Origin of the sequence: Rossellomorea aquimaris (assembly GCF_001877785.1) — a bacterium.
Taxonomy (GTDB): domain Bacteria; phylum Bacillota; class Bacilli; order Bacillales; family Bacillaceae_B; genus Rossellomorea; species Rossellomorea aquimaris_A.
Genome location: NZ_MINN01000074.1, coordinates 523,219 through 541,422, shown reverse-complemented (window position 1 = coordinate 541,422; position 18,204 = coordinate 523,219). Strand labels below are relative to the sequence as shown.

Sequence of the window (18,204 nt, the reverse complement as noted above, 5' to 3'; positions counted from 1 at the left end):
TATAATGTGCAAGTGTATTTGTATGCTTAACTAATACGGATTTTATAATAGAAGAAATCGGTCTATTTTCGTTTGTTATAGAGTTAGAAAGGGGAGTTTTTCATGAACGAAGAGCAACGCAAACACGGGCAGCAGGCGAAGTCAGATATTCCATCGGACAAAAAATCCGAAAAGGATTACAGTAAATACTTCCAAAGTGTCTACATTCCGCCGTCATTGAAAGATGCAAAGAAACGTGGAAAAGAAGAAGTGAAATATCATAATGATTTTGCCATTGATGATCAATATAGAGGATTGGGCGAAGGCAAGAAGTTTTACATCCGTACTTATGGCTGCCAGATGAATGAACATGATACAGAAGTCATGGCTGGGATTTTCATGTCCCTGGGCTATGAAGCGACATACACGACAGAAGATGCAGATGTCATCCTGTTGAATACATGTGCGATCCGGGAGAATGCCGAGAACAAGGTATTCGGGGAACTCGGACACTTAAAGCACTTAAAGCGGGAAAAGCCTGATCTTTTGATCGGGGTTTGCGGCTGTATGTCCCAGGAAGAAGCGGTAGTAAATAAAATTTTGAAGACCTATCAGCAAGTGGATATGATTTTCGGGACCCACAATATCCACCGTCTTCCACAGATCTTATCCGATGCCTATATGTCGAAAGCAATGGTAGTCGAGGTCTGGTCGAAAGAAGGGGATGTTATCGAAAATCTCCCTAAGGTCCGCCGCGGCAACATCAAAGCATGGGTGAACATCATGTACGGATGCGATAAATTCTGTACATACTGTATCGTACCTTATACACGCGGAAAAGAACGGAGCAGACGACCGGAAGAAATCATTGCCGAAGTTCGGCACCTGGCAGCACAGGGTTACCAGGAGATCACCCTTCTAGGACAGAATGTAAACGCGTACGGTAAAGATATTGAAGACCTTGAAAATTATGGCCTGGGTGACTTGATGGATGAACTGCGTAAGATCGATATCCCTCGCATCCGCTTCACTACGAGCCATCCGAGGGATTTTGACGACCATTTGATCGAAGTCCTTGCAAAGAAAGGGAACCTGGTGGAACACATCCACTTGCCGGTTCAATCAGGCTCTACACCTGTTTTGAAAATCATGGCGCGCAAGTATAATCGCGAACAGTTCCTTGAACTGGTCAGGAAAATCAAACAGGCCATGCCGGATGTTGCATTGACAACAGACATCATTGTCGGTTATCCGAATGAAACGGAAGAGCAATTCGAAGAAACACTTTCCCTTTATCGTGAAGTGGAATTTGAAGCGGCGTACACATATATATACTCTCCGCGTGAAGGTACTCCGGCAGCCAAAATGAAAGATAATGTCCCGATGGAAGTTAAGAAAGACAGGCTGAGAAGACTGAATGCAGTCGTCCAGGAATACTCGGCAAAAGCACTGAAGAAATATGATGGTACAACGGTTGAAGTCCTGGTTGATGGGGAAAGCAAGAAAAACCCTGAAATCCTTGCAGGATATACAAGAAGAAATAAGCTGGTGAACTTTAAAGCACCTAAAACAGCAATCGGAAAGATTGTAAAAGTAAAAATTACTGATACAAAGTCATGGTCATTAGACGGTGAAATGGTAGAAGTGGGCCAGATAGGTTCAGAATTTCAAGAAGCGGCAGAGGTGAAGTGAGATGTCAAAATACACAAAAGACGATATCATGAAGAGAGCAGAAGAACTGGCGGAAATGATCGCCGAAACAGAGGAAGTAGACTTCTTCAAGCGCGCTGAAGCGCAGATTCACGAAAACCAAAAAGTGCGTGAAATGATCGCAAGCATCAAAAGTCTGCAGAAGCAGGCTGTTAACTTCCAACACTATGGAAAAACAGAAGCACTGAAAATGGTGGAAGCTAAAATTGAAAATCTTGAAAAAGAAATCGATGAGATCCCTGTCGTGCAGCAATTCAAGGAGTCACAGACAGATGTGAATGATCTGCTTCAAATCGTGGCATCCGTGATTTCCAACAATGTAACGGACCACATCATCGAATCAACAGGCGGGGATATCCTCCGCGGGGAAACCGGCTCCCAGGTCAAAAACTCAACACCGGGAAGCTGCTCATAAAAAAGTAAGAAAATATAATTTTATGTTAAACAAGGCCAATGCCATGAAGAAAATTCTCTTCATGGCATTGGTCTTTCTTAATAAAAGGCCTTTCCAGCTTTTGATTGGAGTGGAAGACGAAGACTCCTAACTGAAAAGCGGAGGAGCTTTGAAGAGAGGCGTGTGGCAAAAGGCGAATTGGCCTGGGAGGCGTTCTTTGCCTTCTTGGTCGGTTTGGCTCATGACCGGTGCCTCTAAGCCCTGCAGCTAGACAGTTAATGCTTAAGAAATGTTGAGGCTTCACGCTCGCTCGCGGAAGGCAAAGTCTTGCACGGAAATCAATAGCGGTGTAGAAAGGCAGATATAAACTGCTTAGGAACCCTCATTATTAATCGCCCGAAATACCTTTTAGGGAACATTCAATGGGTATTCGCATACAATACATTATCTCGCAACAATCCCATTATGCAATAAAATTTTCTCGCACAAACACCTAGACAGTCGCATAAGATGAATTGAAAATGAATGAGGAGGTTCGCTCGAATGGCAGAATATAGAGAGATTATTACAAAAGCGGTCGTAGCGAAGGGACGTAAATTCACACAATCCCATCATACGATTAGCCCGCCGCATAATCCATCGAGCATTTTAGGCTGCTGGATCATCAACCACAAGTATGAAGCACACAAAGTAGGCAAGAAGGTGGAAATACACGGTTCATTTGAAGTAAATGTATGGTACTCTCACAGTGACAATACGAAAACATCTGTAGTAACTGAAAGAGTCGATTACTGTGATGAAATCAAACTCAAATACCGTGATCCGGATGTCCTCGATGATATCGAAGTTTGTGCGCGCGTACTTCAACAGCCGAATTGCTGCGAAGCGGTTATCTCACCAAACGGTAATAAAATCATTGTTCATGTTGAACGGGAGATCCTGGTAGAAGTTATCGGGGAAACCAAGGTCTGTGTGCTTGTTAATCCTGAAGGCTGCGATGATGACGACTGGGATTGCGATCTAGACGATGAAGAATTCGAAGAGCTAGACCCAGACTTCTTAGAGGGAGTAGAAGAATAGCATGTGCTAGGAAGACGGCCTCTTCCTAGTTTTTCTTCTGCAACACTCAAATAAGAGATGTCTCATTTCCGAACTTTTAACCATACATGAAGGAATAAAATGATGAATATCTTACAAGAGCGTCTCATGGATGCTCTTTTTTATTTTTATAAATTAAAAAGGCAGCTGTTTGCAAGCTGCCTTTTTGGTTATCATAAAATGAATAATAGACTGATGACTGCACAGGTAACGGATGCGATCAACCCGGTCAGAAGGGGTTTGAAACCAAGCTTGGAAAGATCCTTGATCCTGACCCCAAGTCCGACCGCAGCCATCACCATGATGATCATGAACTTCGAAAGAGAATTAAGGGTTTCTTCTACAAATACTGGTATGACTCCAATGGTATGAAGTATCGATACTCCAAGAAAAAGGATGATGAACCACGGAAAGGCTTTCTTGAATGATACTGCACCAGTAGAGGCCTCGTCCCTTAACATAAATGGCAGCAGAAACATGACAGGGATCAGGAAGAGGGTACGGGCCAGTTTCACAGTAGTGGCAACCTCACCCGAAATATCACCATAACTGTAACCGACGGCTACAGCCGAGGATGTATCATGAACGGCTGTCCCCGCCCATATCCCAAATTCATGCTGTGAAAATCCCAGCAGATGTCCGATGATCGGATAAAAAATGAATGCGATGATATTGAAGAAAACGATGGTGGACAATGCGTATGCTGTTTCATTCTCTTTTGCCCCGATGATTCCCTTTACCGCAGAAATGGCAGTGGCTCCGCAGATGCTCGTTCCTATCCCGATCAATAGGCTCAGCCTGGTGTTGATGCCCAGTATCCTGCCCACTGCATAGGTGACACTGATGCCAGCGGTGACCGAAATGAAAATGATCCATAATGCCGATTGGCCGATTTTCATAATTTCCAAGAGGCTCAACCCCACTCCAAGGCATACAATGGCCACTTTTAACAGCTTCTTTAACGTGAATTGAATGCCGGGGTCCCACGAGTTTGGAAGATTGATTGCATTCCGCAAAATCATTCCGAGGATAATGGCGAATAAAAGGCTTCCGGCCAGGGGAAACCACGAGCCTAATACTTTTGAAACCATACTGATTATTAAAATGAAAACAATCCCGATCGTTTCCCTCGGGAGGAATTTCTTTAATTGCTTTTGCACGGTTGTATAGCTCCTTCTTTAAAAATCCATTTTCTAAGTATAATATATTATGAGAGTAAAGGGGAACCATAACGGTACACTTTTTATGTTACTATAGGAAGATACTCTAAGATTTTTGTTGAAAGGATTTTATTATGAAAAAGACATTGGTGCTTGCAGAAAAACCTTCTGTCGGCAGAGATATTGCAAGGGTGCTGAATTGCACGAAAAAGGGTAATGGATTCATTGAAGGAAATAAATATATCGTGACCTGGGCACTTGGGCATCTTGTCACACTCGCAGATCCAGAGACTTATGATGATAAATACAAAACATGGAATCTGGAAGATCTGCCTATGATGCCCCCAGCATTGAAACTTGTGGTGATCAAGAAAACCGGAAAGCAGTTCAATGCAGTAAAATCCCAGGTGAACCGTCAGGATGTCGGTGAAATTGTCATTGCCACGGATGCGGGACGGGAAGGGGAGCTCGTTGCACGCTGGATCATCGAAAAAGCGAGAGTGCAAAAACCTCTTAAACGGCTTTGGATCTCTTCCGTGACGGATAAAGCGATTAAAGAAGGTTTCAATAAGCTCAAGGACGCAAAAGGTTATGAAAATTTATTTCAGGCTGCCCAGGCAAGGTCAGAAGCAGACTGGTATGTGGGCATGAACGCAACACGGGCATTGACGACCAAGTATAATGCTCAGCTTTCCTGCGGGCGGGTGCAGACTCCCACGTTGAGTATAATCGAACAGAGGGAAGAGGAAATCAGGAAGTTCAACCCTAAGACGTACTACGGCATTAAAGCGGTTACGGATAAAGGGACCTTTCTATGGACTAACTCAAAAGGGGATACGAAAACGTTCTCCAAAGATGAAATCAACGGTATCCTGACGTCACTGAAAAATGTGAAAAGCGGCACCGTCACTTCTGTACAAACGACGTTGAAAAAACAGTATGCACCGTCACTCTACGATCTGACGGAATTGCAAAAAGATGCCTATAAGATCTATGGGTTCGGCGCCAAGGAAACACTGTCGATCATGCAAAAGCTTTATGAACAGCATAAACTCGTAACCTATCCGCGTACCGACAGTAAGCATTTGTCATCTGATATTACGGATACACTAAAGGACCGTCTGAAGGCAGTCAACGTCCAGCCTTTCCGGCCTGCTGCAAATAAAGCTCTGCAAAGCTCCCTGAAGCTGTCTAATGCCTATGTCGATGACCGGAAAGTAAGTGATCACCATGCCATCATCCCTACTGAGGAGACGGCTTTCTTTGGAAAGCTTTCTGACAGGGAAGCAAAAATTTATGACTTGATCGTCAAACGTTTTCTCGCGATATTCCTGCCTCCATATCAATATGAACAGACGAGAGTTGAAATGACTGTCGGCAAGGTGCATTTCCATACAAAAGGCAAAAGGGTAAAAGAAAAAGGCTGGAAAGAAGTATATGGATTTGAAACGGATGAAGATCAGTTACTGGGGAAAATGGAAAAAGGGACTGAACTCAGACTGCTTTCTATAAGCGAAACGGAAGGGCAGACCACTCCTCCTGGTCGTTTTAATGAGGGGACGCTGCTTGCCGCGATGGAAAATCCAGCAGGATTCATGAAAGAAAGCAACAAGGAGCTTTTGGAAACGATAGGGGAGACAGGCGGCCTTGGAACGGTTGCAACCCGCGCCGACATCATTGATAAGCTCTTTAATTCAGGCTCGATGGAACAAAAAGGGAAAGAAATCCACCTTACTTCCAAAGGAAAACAATTACTGGACCTGGCGCCTGAAGAGCTGCGTTCACCTTCCCTCACAGCCGAGTGGGAGCTGAAACTTGATAGAATCGCAAAGGGTTCGATGAAAAAACGCGAATTTATAGAAGAAATAAAAACATATACGAAAAAGTCAGTTCATGAAATTAAAAATTCCAATAAGAAATTCTCACATGATAACCTGACTGGAACAAAATGTCCGGATTGCGGAAACCTCATGCTGGAGATCAAAAATAAAAACGGAAAGAAATTGGTCTGCCAGGACCGGGAATGCGGTCACCGTAAAAATATCAGCAAGAAAACGAATGCCCGGTGCCCGAATTGTCACAAACGTTTAGAACTTCGCGGAGAAGGAGACGGCCAGCTGTTCGTGTGCGTATGCGGCCATAAAGAAAAACTTTCAACCTTCAATGAGCGGAGAAAGAAAGAGAAGCATAATAAGGCAAGTAAGCGTGATGTGAATCAATACTTAAAGACGCAGCAAAAAGATGAACCGGTGAACACGGCCCTCGCCGATGCACTCGCAAAGTTAAAACTTGATCAATAGAAAATGGAAAAGATAGGGACCACTGATAAAGTCCCTATCTTTTTTATGATTATATTGATAGAATATTCTTAATAATACAAAGAATGAGGTGAGCACGATGACGCCTGTTACTGTAAAAGGTTTCTTCACAGCCATACAAGAAGGTGACGCTGAAGTTGTGGAAAAGTCATTACAAGCAGATACAAATCTATGTAATGCAGAGGACGAAAACGGGTTGATAGCCCTCGGGGTTGCAGCACATTATGGGCAGCTGGAGATTGTCAGGCTATTAATGAATTACGGGGCGGATATTAATTCTGCTTCAAATTCAAAAGTTTCTTATATTCCTTCCAACAGTGCACTGCATGCAGCGATTGCAGGAAAAGCACCTAAAGAAATGATAGAGTTCCTGCTGGAGGAAGGGGCGGATATCAACAGCATTGACTCAGCAGGTTATTCTCCTATGCATATCGCAGCTTTTGACGGGGATGAAGATCTTGTCATGCTGCTACTGAAATTCAAGGGTGACCCGGAGAGCAGGAATGCAGTCAGTCAGAAATCACCTTATGAAATCGCACAAGATAGAGGAAACAGCGGGTTCATACACGCATGTGAAAGTTACTCAAATCAAATTTAAATCAGCCCGTTTACCCACGAAGCCATCCGGCTTCTTTTTTTTATTGAAAAGCAGCCGGAAACCGAATTTTTATAGGCGTAAAAACCGAAAAAAATTTATTCGATCAGTGTAATCCCTTACATTGTTGCTGTAACGGGAAATATGAGAACTGATTTATATTAGGTATTATCTGAAAAAATAATCTTTTTAGAAAATTCTGTTGTTATTTGTCGTCTGACGTATTAAAATGAATCTTAATTTCATCTGAGGGGAGGACATCAAGATGCTGACATTTCTTGCATCAGTCTGTATTTTAGTAGCTGGTTACTTTATTTATTCAAAGGTGGTAGAAAAGATTTTTGGTATTGATGACGAGAATGTCACACCTGCCTATGCAAGTAAAGACGGATTTGATTACATGCCGATGAGCTGGTGGAAGGCAAGCCTGGTCCAATTACTGAATATCGCGGGGCTTGGTCCGATTTTTGGTGCCATACTTGGTGCTTTGTATGGACCGGTTGCATTCATTTGGATCGTCATCGGTACACTTTTTGCAGGAGCTGTCCATGATTATTTCTCCGGCATGTTGTCACTGCGTCATAATGGAGCTCAATTTCCTTCATTGGTAGGCAGATACTTGGGGAGACATGTACGGTCAGTAATGAATATTCTTTCAATCATCTTAATGATATTGGTTGCAGCAGCATTTACTTCAGGACCTGCTCAATTGATGGCCGAAGTGACACCATTATCTTTCATGGCATCGTTATTAATCATTTTTACATATTTCATTCTTGCCACAGTGCTGCCAATCAACAAAATCATCGGTAAGATTTACCCGATTTTCGGGGCAGTCCTGGTATTCATGGCCGTGGCAATCGGGATCGGATTGTTCTTCTTTGAACATCCTGTACCAAACCTTACATTCGCCAACTTGCATCCTGAGGAGCTTCCATTGTGGCCATTGTTGATGGTAACTGTTTCGTGCGGTGCGATATCAGGTTTTCACTCCACACAAAGTCCGATCCTGGCAAGGACGCTGAAGAAGGAAAGCGAAGGGCGAAAAGTATTCTATGGAGCAATGGTTGCAGAGGGGATCATCGCATTAATCTGGGCTGCTGCCGGGATGGCTTTCTTCAATGGGACGGGAGGACTTCAGGAAGCACTTGCTGCCGGTGGCCCTGCAGGGGTTGTAAATGAAATCAGTAAAACGACACTTGGAACATTGGGAGGCATCCTTGCGGTACTGGGTGTCATCATCCTCCCGATCACAACCGGGGATACTGCACTGCGTTCCTCGAGAATGATGCTTGCAGATTTATTATCTGATTGGAGAAAGGAAGAAGTGAAAGGGAAATGGCTGCCGGGGCTGCTCGTTATCCCAGTAGCACTTCCCACTTTCCTGCTGACACAGATTGATTATACTTTCCTTTGGAGATATGTTGGCTGGTCGAACCAAGTAGTAGCCACTGTCATGTTATGGACGGCAGCTGTTTATCTGCTTCAAAATCAGAAGTTTCATTGGATCTGCAGTCTCCCGGCCCTGTTCATGACAGCTGTGGTCAGCTCTTATATCTTTTACGCACCTGAAGGTTTCCACCTTCCATACAAGGAATCGATGATCATAGGAGCCGTCATCTGGACAGCCGTCCTGATCTGGTTCATCCGCCAGCTACTGAAATATCGTCCGATGGAACAAGAATCGTTAAAAGTAAAATCAGTAAACTCCTAACTTATTATAGACCCTTCATTTGAAGGGTCTATATTTTTGTTTTGGTGCAATTTCTGAATATTTTGTCGATAAATAGCGACGTTTTCCAAAGGGAAACTCTGATTATTTTACAAATTTCGCAGAACGCTTATGCTAACGTTATATCAACTCCTATAAATAATTTATTCTATTTTTAGAATATACATAATGACCAATAGCCGAGGGAGCTGATTTTACATAGTGTATAGTGCATTTTATTTTTGTACAAGTTAAAATGAGTTGAAAAGACAAAATATTCAGACATTACTAAATCCGTGAAAATTAGTAAGCATGCTTCAATAATCAATAAATCTGTAAGCGCTTACTATTTTATTTAATCTATCAGTCTAGGAGGAATAGGGATGTCAGACAAAGTAAAAATTGGTCTTATTCAAGCTTCTCATGATGTGGACGGAAGCGAACCGGTAGAGGTCCATAAAGAAGAATCCATTAAAAAACACATCCAGTTGGTGAGGGACGCAGCAAAAAAAGGTGCTCAAATCATTTGTCTGCAGGAGATTTTCTACGGACCGTATTTTTGCTCCGAACAAAATCCCAAATGGTATGATTCTGCAGAGGAGATTCCCAATGGACCTACTACGAAACGCTTTCAGGATCTTGCAAAGGAACTGAATGTCGTCATCGTCCTGCCAATCTATGAAAGGGAAGGGATAGCTACCTATTACAATACAGCTGCCGTTATTGATGCAGACGGATCATATCTGGGCAAATACCGGAAACAGCATATCCCGCATGTTGCAGTCGGCACTGAGGGGTATGGCTTCTGGGAAAAATACTATTTTAAGCCGGGAAATCTGGGATATCCGGTATTTGATACGGCTTATGCCAAAGTGGGGGTTTACATTTGTTATGACCGCCACTTCCCTGAAGGTGCCAGGTTATTAGGGTTAAAAGGAGCCGAAGTCGTATTTAATCCGTCTGCAACAGTGGCGGGGCTTTCGGAATATTTATGGAAGCTGGAGCAGCCTGCACATGCCGTTGCGAACGGCTATTATCTGGGGGCAATCAACCGTGTAGGTTATGAGGGCCCGTGGAAGATGGGAGAATTTTATGGACAGTCCTATCTGGTAGATCCCCGCGGAGGCTTTGTGTCAATCGGAAGCAGGGACAAGGATGAAGTGATAATCGGGGAAATGGACAAGAAAATGATCAGGGAGGTAAGGGATACCTGGCAGTTCTATCGGGACAGAAGACCTGAGACATATAACGAAATGACAGCATTGCTGCCTTAAGTATTGCTGCTTCTTTTGATAATAAGGCTGACATCGACACGCTCTTAGCATGTATTCTTTGTCGGCCTGCATTTATTTGTTCAGTGAATTCATTACAGGGAGAATAGGGGGAAACTATTTTGTCCAAAGCATTATCACTGTTGAATCTTGAAGAGAACTTCCAAGAGGCCCATGAAGGTTTATCCAAAAGGGATGCCTTGGAAGAAGCGAATCGATGTTTGTACTGCTATGATGCACCTTGTATACAAGCATGTCCCACCGGAATTGACATTCCTTCTTTCATAAAGAAGATAGCATCGGGGAACCTGAAAGGTTCCGCAAGAACGATCATGAGTTCGAATCCGGTAGGAGCCAGTTGTTCAAGGGTGTGCCCGACTGAAGAATTATGTGAAGGTGCGTGTGTACTTAATCACTCTACAAAACCGATCATGATCGGTGATCTCCAGCGGTATGCCACCGACTGGGCCCGCCATAATGAAGCTGTCTTATTTGAAGCAGGGGAGCCGAACGGCAGGAAGGTTGGCATTGTCGGCGGGGGGCCGGCAGGTCTTTCGGCAGCAAGGGAATTGGCGCGCTTTGGTTATGAAGTGACGATCTACGAAGCTGCGGAAGAAGCCGGGGGATTGAATACGTATGGCATTGTTTCTTTCCGGCTGCCTCAAAGCATCTCGTACTGGGAAGTAGATCAAGTCCGGAAATTGAATGTGGAGATACGGACAAATACAAAGGTCGGGGTAGACATCTCTGCAGACGAAATACTCGAGAGCCATGACTATGTCATCCTCGCGGCAGGCATGTCCCATGTTCCGCCGCTTGGTATTGAAGGGGAGCATCTCGTTGGGGTCCATGATGCGATCGAATTTGTGAAATCAACAAAAAGCGGTGATATTTCAAAAGAGTATGTCGGGAAGAAAGTTGTTGTCATCGGGGCAGGGAATACAGCCATAGACGGCGCGACATGTTCAGTCCGGCTCGGGGCGGAAAATGTAAAAATCCTGTACCGCCGTACGCTTGAAGAGATGACGGCTTATGATTTCGAGTATGAGTTTGCCAAACAGGACGGGGTTGAATTCCGCTGGCTTACGGCCCCTAAGAGAATAATCGGCAACGAAGAAGGAAAGGTCATCGGAATCGAATGCTTGAAGATGGAACTTGGTGAGCCGGGAGAAGATGGAAGACGCCGTCCCGTTCCGGTAGAAGGATCGGAGTTCACTTTGCCGGTAGATGCTGTCATTAAGGCAATCGGGCAGACAAGGCATAATTCCTTGATTGAACAATTCCGATTAGAGCATAAAGGCGGAGTTGTGAAAGTCGATAAAGAGACACTTCAAACGTCCAATCCGAAAGTGCTTGCCTGTGGAGATGTGATATTCGGTAAAGGAATCGGGGAAGCGATGGTGGTTACAGCCGCAGAACAAGGAAAGAGAGCTGCTTATCATCTGCACAGTAAACTGACGTCTCTTCAGGTGAATTAAGATTTGTTACAGGGGGGAAACACATGGCAAATTTAAATATTGATTTAGCAGGGATTAAATCACCCAACCCTTTTTGGCTGGCCTCGGCACCGCCGACAAACTCGGGTTATCAAGTACAGCGGGCGTTTGAAGCCGGATGGGGTGGAGCAGTATGGAAAACACTGGGGGAACCGATCATCAACGTATCGTCAAGGTTTGCTGCGGTAGGTTTTAACGGTCAGCGCGTTGCGGGCTTCAACAACATCGAGCTCATCACGGACCGGCCGTTGGAAGTGAATCTAAAGGAAATATATGAAACGAAAAAGCGTTTTCCGAATCATGCCATCATCGCCTCACTCATGGTCGAACCAAAACAGGAGAAGTGGCATGAAATCGTAAAAAAAGTGGAAGACATCGGGGTAGACGGATTAGAGCTTAACTTCGGCTGCCCTCACGGAATGGCTGAAAGGGGAATGGGCGCGGCGTCAGGGCAGGTCCCTGAGCTCGTAGAAAAACAGACGTATTGGGTAAAAGAAGTGGCTAAAACACCTGTCATCGTCAAATTGACTCCGAATATAACTGATATAACCGTTACGGCAGAATCAGCGGTGAAAGGCGGCGCCGATGCTGTGAGCATGATCAATACGATCAACAGCCTGGCAGGGGTCGACCTTGACAGCTGGAATACCATTCCTCATGTTGCCGGAAAAGGCGCCCACGGTGGCTACTGCGGTCCGGCAGTTAAGCCGATTGCCCTTAATATGGTTGCAGAATGCGCACGGAATCCCCGCATAAGTGTCCCTATTTCAGGAATGGGTGGCGTTTCGAATTGGCAGGACGCCGTTGAATATATGCTGATGGGAGCGACGGGAGTGCAGGTCTGTACAGCAGCCATGCATCATGGTTTCAGGATTGTGGAAGATATGCTGGATGGATTGAATAATTACCTGGACGAAAAAGGAATAGCATCCGTACAGGAGCTGGTAGGGAAATCAGTTCCGAAATATTCTGATTGGGGAAATTTAGACCTTAACTACAGCATCGTCGCAAAAATTAACAATGATGTATGCATCAATTGCAATAAATGCCATATCGCCTGCGAGGATACCTCCCATCAATGTATTGACATGCTTAAAGATCCTCATGGAAACAGTTATTTAAAAGTACGCGAAGAAGATTGTGTCGGTTGTAATTTATGCTCGATCGTCTGTCCGGTTGATGGAGCGATCGATATGGTCGAAGTACCGAGCGGACATATGCCGATGACTTGGAATGAACGCCAGGCTGCAGTCGGAAAGTTATCACAGTGTGAAACGAATGCAGTGAAATAATCAGGAGGGTGAAAGATGAAAAAAATCATTAAAAACGGAACAATCGTCACAGCGGCAGACATGTATAAAGCAGATATCCTTATAGAAGAAGAAAAAATCATTAGTATAGGAAAAAGTTTCGATGAGAATGATGCAGAAATCATTGATGCAGAAGGGAAGTATATCTTCCCCGGCGGAATTGACCCTCATACCCATTTGGAAATGCCGTTCGGCGGAACAGTCTCTAAAGATGATTTTGAAACAGGAACGATTGCTGCTGCCTTCGGCGGGACGACGACGCTCATTGATTTCTGTCTGACTGATAAAGGCAAGCCGCTTCAAAATGCGATTGACACCTGGCACGCAAAGTCAAAAGATAAGGCAGTGATTGATTACAGCTTTCACTTGATGATCGGAGAGATCAATGAGGAAGTATTAAGCCAGCTTCCGCAGGTGATTGAAAATGAGGGGATTACTTCCTTTAAAGTGTTCATGGCATATAAAAATGTTTTCCAGGCTGATGATGAGACATTGTTCCGTACGCTCGTGGCGGCAAAAGAACTTGGTGCCCTTGTAATGGTGCATGCGGAAAACGGGGACGTCATTGAGTATTTAACTGAAAAAGCACTTGCAGAAGGAAAAACAGACCCTATTTATCATGCTTTGACAAGGCCGCCCGAGCTGGAAGGGGAAGCTACGGGGAGAGCAGCTAAGCTGACAGGGCTTGCCGATTCACAACTGTATGTTGTACATGTATCCTGTTCGGAAGCGGTAAAGCAAATCGCCGAAGCCAGAAGCAAAGGGTTGAACGTATGGGGAGAAACCTGCCCTCAATATCTGGTGCTCGATCAATCTTACTTGGAACGTCCGAATTTCGAAGGTGCGAAGTATGTATGGTCCCCTCCGCTTCGCGAAAAGTGGAACCAGGATGTACTATGGAACGCCCTGAAAAGCGGTGAACTCCAAACTCTGGGATCCGATCAATGTTCTTTCGACTTTAAAGGCCAAAAAGAATTGGGACTCCGGGATTTCACAAAAATACCAAATGGCGGGCCGATTATTGAGGACCGTGTATCCATCTTATTCTCGGAAGGAGTGGAAAAAGGGAGAATCACATTAAATCAGTTCGTAGATATCATGTCCACGAGAAGTGCGAAGCTATTTGGACTTTATCCGCAGAAAGGAACCATAGCAGCAGGATCAGATGCTGATGTGGTGATTTTCGATCCGGATGCGGAGCGCGTCATTTCTGCTGAGAACCACCATATGGCAGCGGACTATAACCCGTTTGAAGGGATGAAGGTCAAAGGTGAAGCTGTATCTGTTCTATCCAGAGGCGAATTCGTCATCAAAGATAAAGAGTTTGTGGGCAAATTGGGGAAAGGAAAGTATATCAAGAGAGCCAGATACGGTACTCAACTTTCAAGAGAAGAGAGAGAAAACCTGCAGCCTTCTAAATCCTAGCAGCACTCTACTAATGAATTTTGCTTAATCGCAGAACATCTCCTGCATGAGAAGGGGAGGAGAAATTCCTCCCGGGTCCCATGCCTCTCTTAATGCGTTTGGTTTTGCCATTTAAAGCAAACAAAAAGGAGTGTTCAATTTGAAAACAAGCTATTTAAAGTCACCTGATCTATTGCCGGTAAAAGAAAATGAAAGAAAGATCACGGGTCTGGGCTATTCATTCATGTGGGTCGGAATGGTCGTAGTGCTCGCCACCTTTGCCATAGGGGGCGCAGGAGTCATGTCTTTACCCCTCCCCCTTGTCCTTCTGGCAACTGTTATCGGCTCTTTAGCCATAGGGCTCTTCATCACCCTGACAGGGGACATCGGTATTGAACATGGATTGTCTTTTCCTGTATATATGCGTGCTCCCTTTGGAACGCTCGGCACTCATATTCCTTCATTAGTCAGGGGTGTAGCTGCATCCATGTGGTTTGGGATCAATACCTATTTCGGCGCAACTGCCATGAATGGTATTTTGAATCTCCTATATGGTTTCGATAACTGGTTTGTATGTTTCCTGATTTTTGCTCTATTGCAGCTTGTGAATACGGCACTCGGAATCAAAGCAGTTGAAAGGTTTGCAGATCTTGCAGCTCCGATCATCATTCTGATATCTGTATGGATGTACTCTTCTTTATCAGATACAGCAGCAGTGCAAGGGAGAGATATCTGGGGCTGGGTGGAGAGTCCTGTAACAGGAGGAGCGGCTGTTACTGCATTCCTGGTGGTCATTTTCAGCAATATGGGTTTCTGGGCGACTTTGGCAGCGGATATTCCTTCGATTTCACGGTTTATGAAAGCACCTCGAAATGAGAAAAACTGGTTTAAGCGAAATAAAAATTCACTGATCGGAAATCTGATCACTTTGCCGATTACCCAGACATTCATGGTATTAATAGGAGCTGTATCATATATCGCAGTCCTGAATTATGATCCTGTCATAGCACTTCAGGAAGCAGCCGGCGGATTAGTTCTGGGCATCCTGCTGCTCATGATTGTGCTGGCTCAATGGTCAACAAATATTGCTGCCAATGTTGTTCCTGCGGCGACCATTTTTTCCAACGTAGGAGGACCTAAGTTTCCATTCTGGGCAGGTGTATTTACTGCGGGAGTTGTCGGTACGCTTGTACAGCCTTGGAATTTATTTGGGGTCATCATTCCGGTCCTGCTGTTCATTGGGGGTATTTTATCGGCGATTGTAGGGATACTCGTCGCAGACTATTATTTAATCAGGAAGCGAAGGGTGAATGTCCCTGCTTTATATGAAGATCATGGACAGTATAAATATATGAACGGTGTCAACCTGGCTGGCTTTATTGCATGGATTATCGGAGCTGTCGCCTCTTATTTTGTTCCAAGCTTTTCATTTCTGGTGGGTTTTGGTGCAGGGGCAGTCTTCTACTATGTCCTGGCCAAGTATTGGTGGTTCAAAAAGTACGAACAGGCTGAATTGCTTGACCCGGATGACGATAAGTATTTAGGCATTTCTGCTGGGAGAGATTGGGAGATTGATAGTGAGACCGAAAAGTCCGTTGAAGAAGCAGGATGACGATTAATAGTATAGCTGGGGGGTTCGCATATGTCGGAATACCAGGAATTCTTAAGTGAACGGGATAAAATAGACTTTCTATTACAAAAAGGGTTCAGGATAGAAAAAGTGACCGAAAATCTGAGCGGGGCATTTGTCGTATTTAAACACACGGAGAATAAGCGAAGTGCGACACTCCATATCAAGACAGCGAATGCCAGAAAGTACTTTTCTAATCTTTTGATTCAATCATAATATCGAAAGGGGGATTTTAATGGAGAACCTGCCGGAACTGGAAGTAGACAATGATGGGCTAGTGAAACTTCCTGTAATTATGCACACCCCGGAAGATCTGGTGGAATGGATGTTATCCTTTTTGACTTCACCCGAAAACCCTGTTGATGAATGGGAGATGATCTGCCATTCAGAGGTTCACATTTTGATCCCTGGAAATGAGTAAAGGGTTGGTTCTGCCAATCCTTTTTATCTTTTGATCTTGAATCCAAAATACTAGAATAGAAGGAGAAAACGATGAAAAGTCTTTACTATCTTTCAGTTGAATCTATTCTGTCAAGACCTTCCTTCGCACATTCACGTGTAATTGCAGGTCACAAAGGTTTGCAGCGACAAGTAAAGTGGGTCCATGTGGTGGAAGTCACTTCCATCAAGAATCTGCTGAACGGCAATGAAATGATTCTCACAACAGGATTGGCTTTGAAGGAAGAAGCTGCGTTCATCAGTTTACTCAATCAGCTCATTCAAAGCGAAGCTGCTGCCCTTTGTATCGAACTTGATACAAATATTTCTACCATTCCCCACTCGATCACCCGAAGAGCTGATGAATGTGACTTCCCTATAATTGTCTTTGAAAAAGAAGTCCCATTTGTCAGAATTACACAAGATATTCATTCAATCCTTATCAATCAACAATATGAAATTATGAAGAAATTAGATGACTTTGCTCAAGTGCTTAACAGGAAGTTACTTACAGTGAATCATTCCGAAGAAATTTTGAACGTGCTGCATAAAGAATTGGACGTACCCGTCATTTTTCAGTTAAAAGAACAGGAACCTCAATTCTATCCTTCCATTAGGCGTTTTGATGAAGTGAATATACAGAATAGATACATTGAACATTTAAATGATACAAGTAATGATTTCGTATCAGCAAAAGTCCTCCTCTTCGATCAGGAGTATGCAGAGCTGTTCATATTCAGGGATGACCATCGTTTCGGTGAATATGAAATGCTGCTGCTGGACAGGACGGCTACCGCGCTTGCACAGTTTTTAATGAGGGAACTTTACTTTAATGAAAAAAAGCGTATTGAAGAATCCAAGTGGATTATGTGCTGGCTGAAAGGGGAGCAGACGAGTGATAGATTGTCTGCCTATTTAAGGAGTTTAAGAATGAACTTTCATGGCGGGGTCGTATGTGTATTTGGAGATATGATTCAGCAGGAAACGCAAGATGTTACATACTTTAATCTAGTGGCAAGAAGTATCTTTGAACAGCAGGGATTCCATGCATTACCCGAAAAAGATGGAAATGACCTTTTATTCATCCTGCTTGATACAAGAAAACAAACAGACTGGAAATATCGGATAAAAAAGGCGCTGGATAAGATACATGAATCCAATTTTCTTACAAGAGATAAAGATTCGGCCGTTTCTATAGGTAAATACCAAAAAGAGATGATGAATATCCACTTGAGCTATAAATCTGCTGTAGAAAGTATGTTGCTGCGTGCGGAGGTCATGGGTGAACAACGGTACTATTTCTTCGATGATTTACATCTTTATCGATTGATTTCCATCGTGAACAATAATGTGAATCTGAAGGGGATGATAGAAGAGTATCTGAAACCTCTGATTACGTATGATGAAAAACATGATGGCAGTCTAATGCTCACGCTGAAAGTATTTCTCGGCTGCCAAGGTTCCAAACAGGAAACAGCCAAGAAATTGTATATCGTAAGGCAAACACTTTATCATCGTCTCAAGAAAATTGAAGAATTGTTAGGTGAAGATTACATGAACTCTGATAAAAGACTGGCTATCGAGTTTTTGCTGGCAGCCCATGATTATCTGAACCCCGTGAAGAACGGAATGAAGCAGTCGGCTGTCAGATAAATAACTCTGTCAAAAAGGAAATGAAATGTCAAATGCA

15 protein-coding genes are annotated in these 18,204 nt (G+C 43.9%); 14 read left to right on the top strand and 1 reads right to left on the bottom strand.

Features of this window, described 5'->3' with window-relative positions:
• Nucleotides 1-102 precede the first annotated feature (102 nt).
• From miaB to BHE18_RS06555, 3 genes are all read left to right on the top strand, one after another.
• On the top strand, nt 103-1,671 hold the full coding sequence (gene miaB / locus BHE18_RS06565; RefSeq protein ID WP_071617792.1) for a tRNA (N6-isopentenyl adenosine(37)-C2)-methylthiotransferase MiaB: 1,569 nt from the start codon (nt 103-105) through the stop codon (nt 1,669-1,671).
• A 1-nt stretch (nt 1,672) separates the two neighbouring features.
• Entirely contained in the window at nt 1,673-2,104 is a 432-nt protein-coding gene (locus BHE18_RS06560; protein ID WP_071617791.1) for a RicAFT regulatory complex protein RicA family protein, read from the top strand.
• 522 nt (nt 2,105-2,626) lie between these two features.
• Nucleotides 2,627-3,163, top strand: coding sequence for an outer spore coat protein CotE (locus BHE18_RS06555; protein WP_032088754.1), 537 nt, complete (start codon nt 2,627-2,629; stop codon nt 3,161-3,163).
• Between the two features lie 191 nt (nt 3,164-3,354).
• Here the strand turns inward: BHE18_RS06555 and BHE18_RS06550 are convergent, their stop codons facing one another.
• Nucleotides 3,355-4,341, bottom strand: coding sequence for a YeiH family protein (locus tag BHE18_RS06550; RefSeq protein ID WP_071617790.1), 987 nt, complete (start codon nt 4,339-4,341; stop codon nt 3,355-3,357).
• Between the two features lie 134 nt (nt 4,342-4,475).
• Here BHE18_RS06550 and BHE18_RS06545 point away from each other — a divergent pair, with 134 nt between their 5' ends.
• From BHE18_RS06545 to BHE18_RS06495, 11 genes are all read left to right on the top strand, one after another.
• Nucleotides 4,476-6,641 carry a DNA topoisomerase III gene (locus BHE18_RS06545; RefSeq protein ID WP_071617789.1) on the top strand — a complete coding sequence of 722 codons (2,166 nt, stop codon included), beginning with the start codon at nt 4,476-4,478 and terminating at the stop codon, nt 6,639-6,641.
• Between the two features lie 97 nt (nt 6,642-6,738).
• The gene (locus tag BHE18_RS06540) at nt 6,739-7,257 is read left to right on the top strand and encodes an ankyrin repeat domain-containing protein (RefSeq protein WP_071617788.1); all 519 of its coding nucleotides are present in this window, start codon (nt 6,739-6,741) and stop codon (nt 7,255-7,257) included.
• Between the two features lie 262 nt (nt 7,258-7,519).
• Entirely contained in the window at nt 7,520-8,968 is a 1,449-nt protein-coding gene (locus BHE18_RS06535) for a carbon starvation CstA family protein (protein ID WP_071617787.1), read from the top strand.
• Nucleotides 8,969-9,348: 380 nt separating this feature from the next.
• Entirely contained in the window at nt 9,349-10,239 is an 891-nt protein-coding gene (locus BHE18_RS06530) for a nitrilase-related carbon-nitrogen hydrolase (protein WP_071617786.1), read from the top strand.
• A gap of 119 nt (nt 10,240-10,358) precedes the next feature.
• Entirely contained in the window at nt 10,359-11,714 is a 1,356-nt protein-coding gene (locus BHE18_RS06525; protein WP_071617785.1) for an NAD(P)-dependent oxidoreductase, read from the top strand.
• Nucleotides 11,715-11,737: 23 nt separating this feature from the next.
• Nucleotides 11,738-13,024 (top strand): NAD-dependent dihydropyrimidine dehydrogenase subunit PreA, encoded by a 1,287-nt coding sequence (preA, locus tag BHE18_RS06520; RefSeq protein WP_071617784.1) that lies wholly within the window; start codon nt 11,738-11,740, stop codon nt 13,022-13,024.
• Between the two features lie 15 nt (nt 13,025-13,039).
• Nucleotides 13,040-14,467, top strand: coding sequence for a dihydropyrimidinase (gene hydA / locus BHE18_RS06515; RefSeq protein WP_071617783.1), 1,428 nt, complete (start codon nt 13,040-13,042; stop codon nt 14,465-14,467).
• Between the two features lie 139 nt (nt 14,468-14,606).
• Nucleotides 14,607-16,058 (top strand): NCS1 family transporter, encoded by a 1,452-nt coding sequence (locus BHE18_RS06510; RefSeq protein WP_071617782.1) that lies wholly within the window; start codon nt 14,607-14,609, stop codon nt 16,056-16,058.
• Nucleotides 16,059-16,088: 30 nt separating this feature from the next.
• Nucleotides 16,089-16,292, top strand: coding sequence for a hypothetical protein (locus BHE18_RS06505; RefSeq protein ID WP_071617781.1), 204 nt, complete (start codon nt 16,089-16,091; stop codon nt 16,290-16,292).
• 19 nt (nt 16,293-16,311) lie between these two features.
• Nucleotides 16,312-16,497 carry a hypothetical protein gene (locus BHE18_RS06500; protein WP_071617780.1) on the top strand — a complete coding sequence of 62 codons (186 nt, stop codon included), beginning with the start codon at nt 16,312-16,314 and terminating at the stop codon, nt 16,495-16,497.
• 71 nt (nt 16,498-16,568) lie between these two features.
• Complete coding sequence (locus BHE18_RS06495; protein WP_071617779.1) at nt 16,569-18,167, top strand: PucR family transcriptional regulator; 1,599 nt, start codon at nt 16,569-16,571, stop codon at nt 18,165-18,167.
• Nucleotides 18,168-18,204 lie beyond the last annotated feature (37 nt).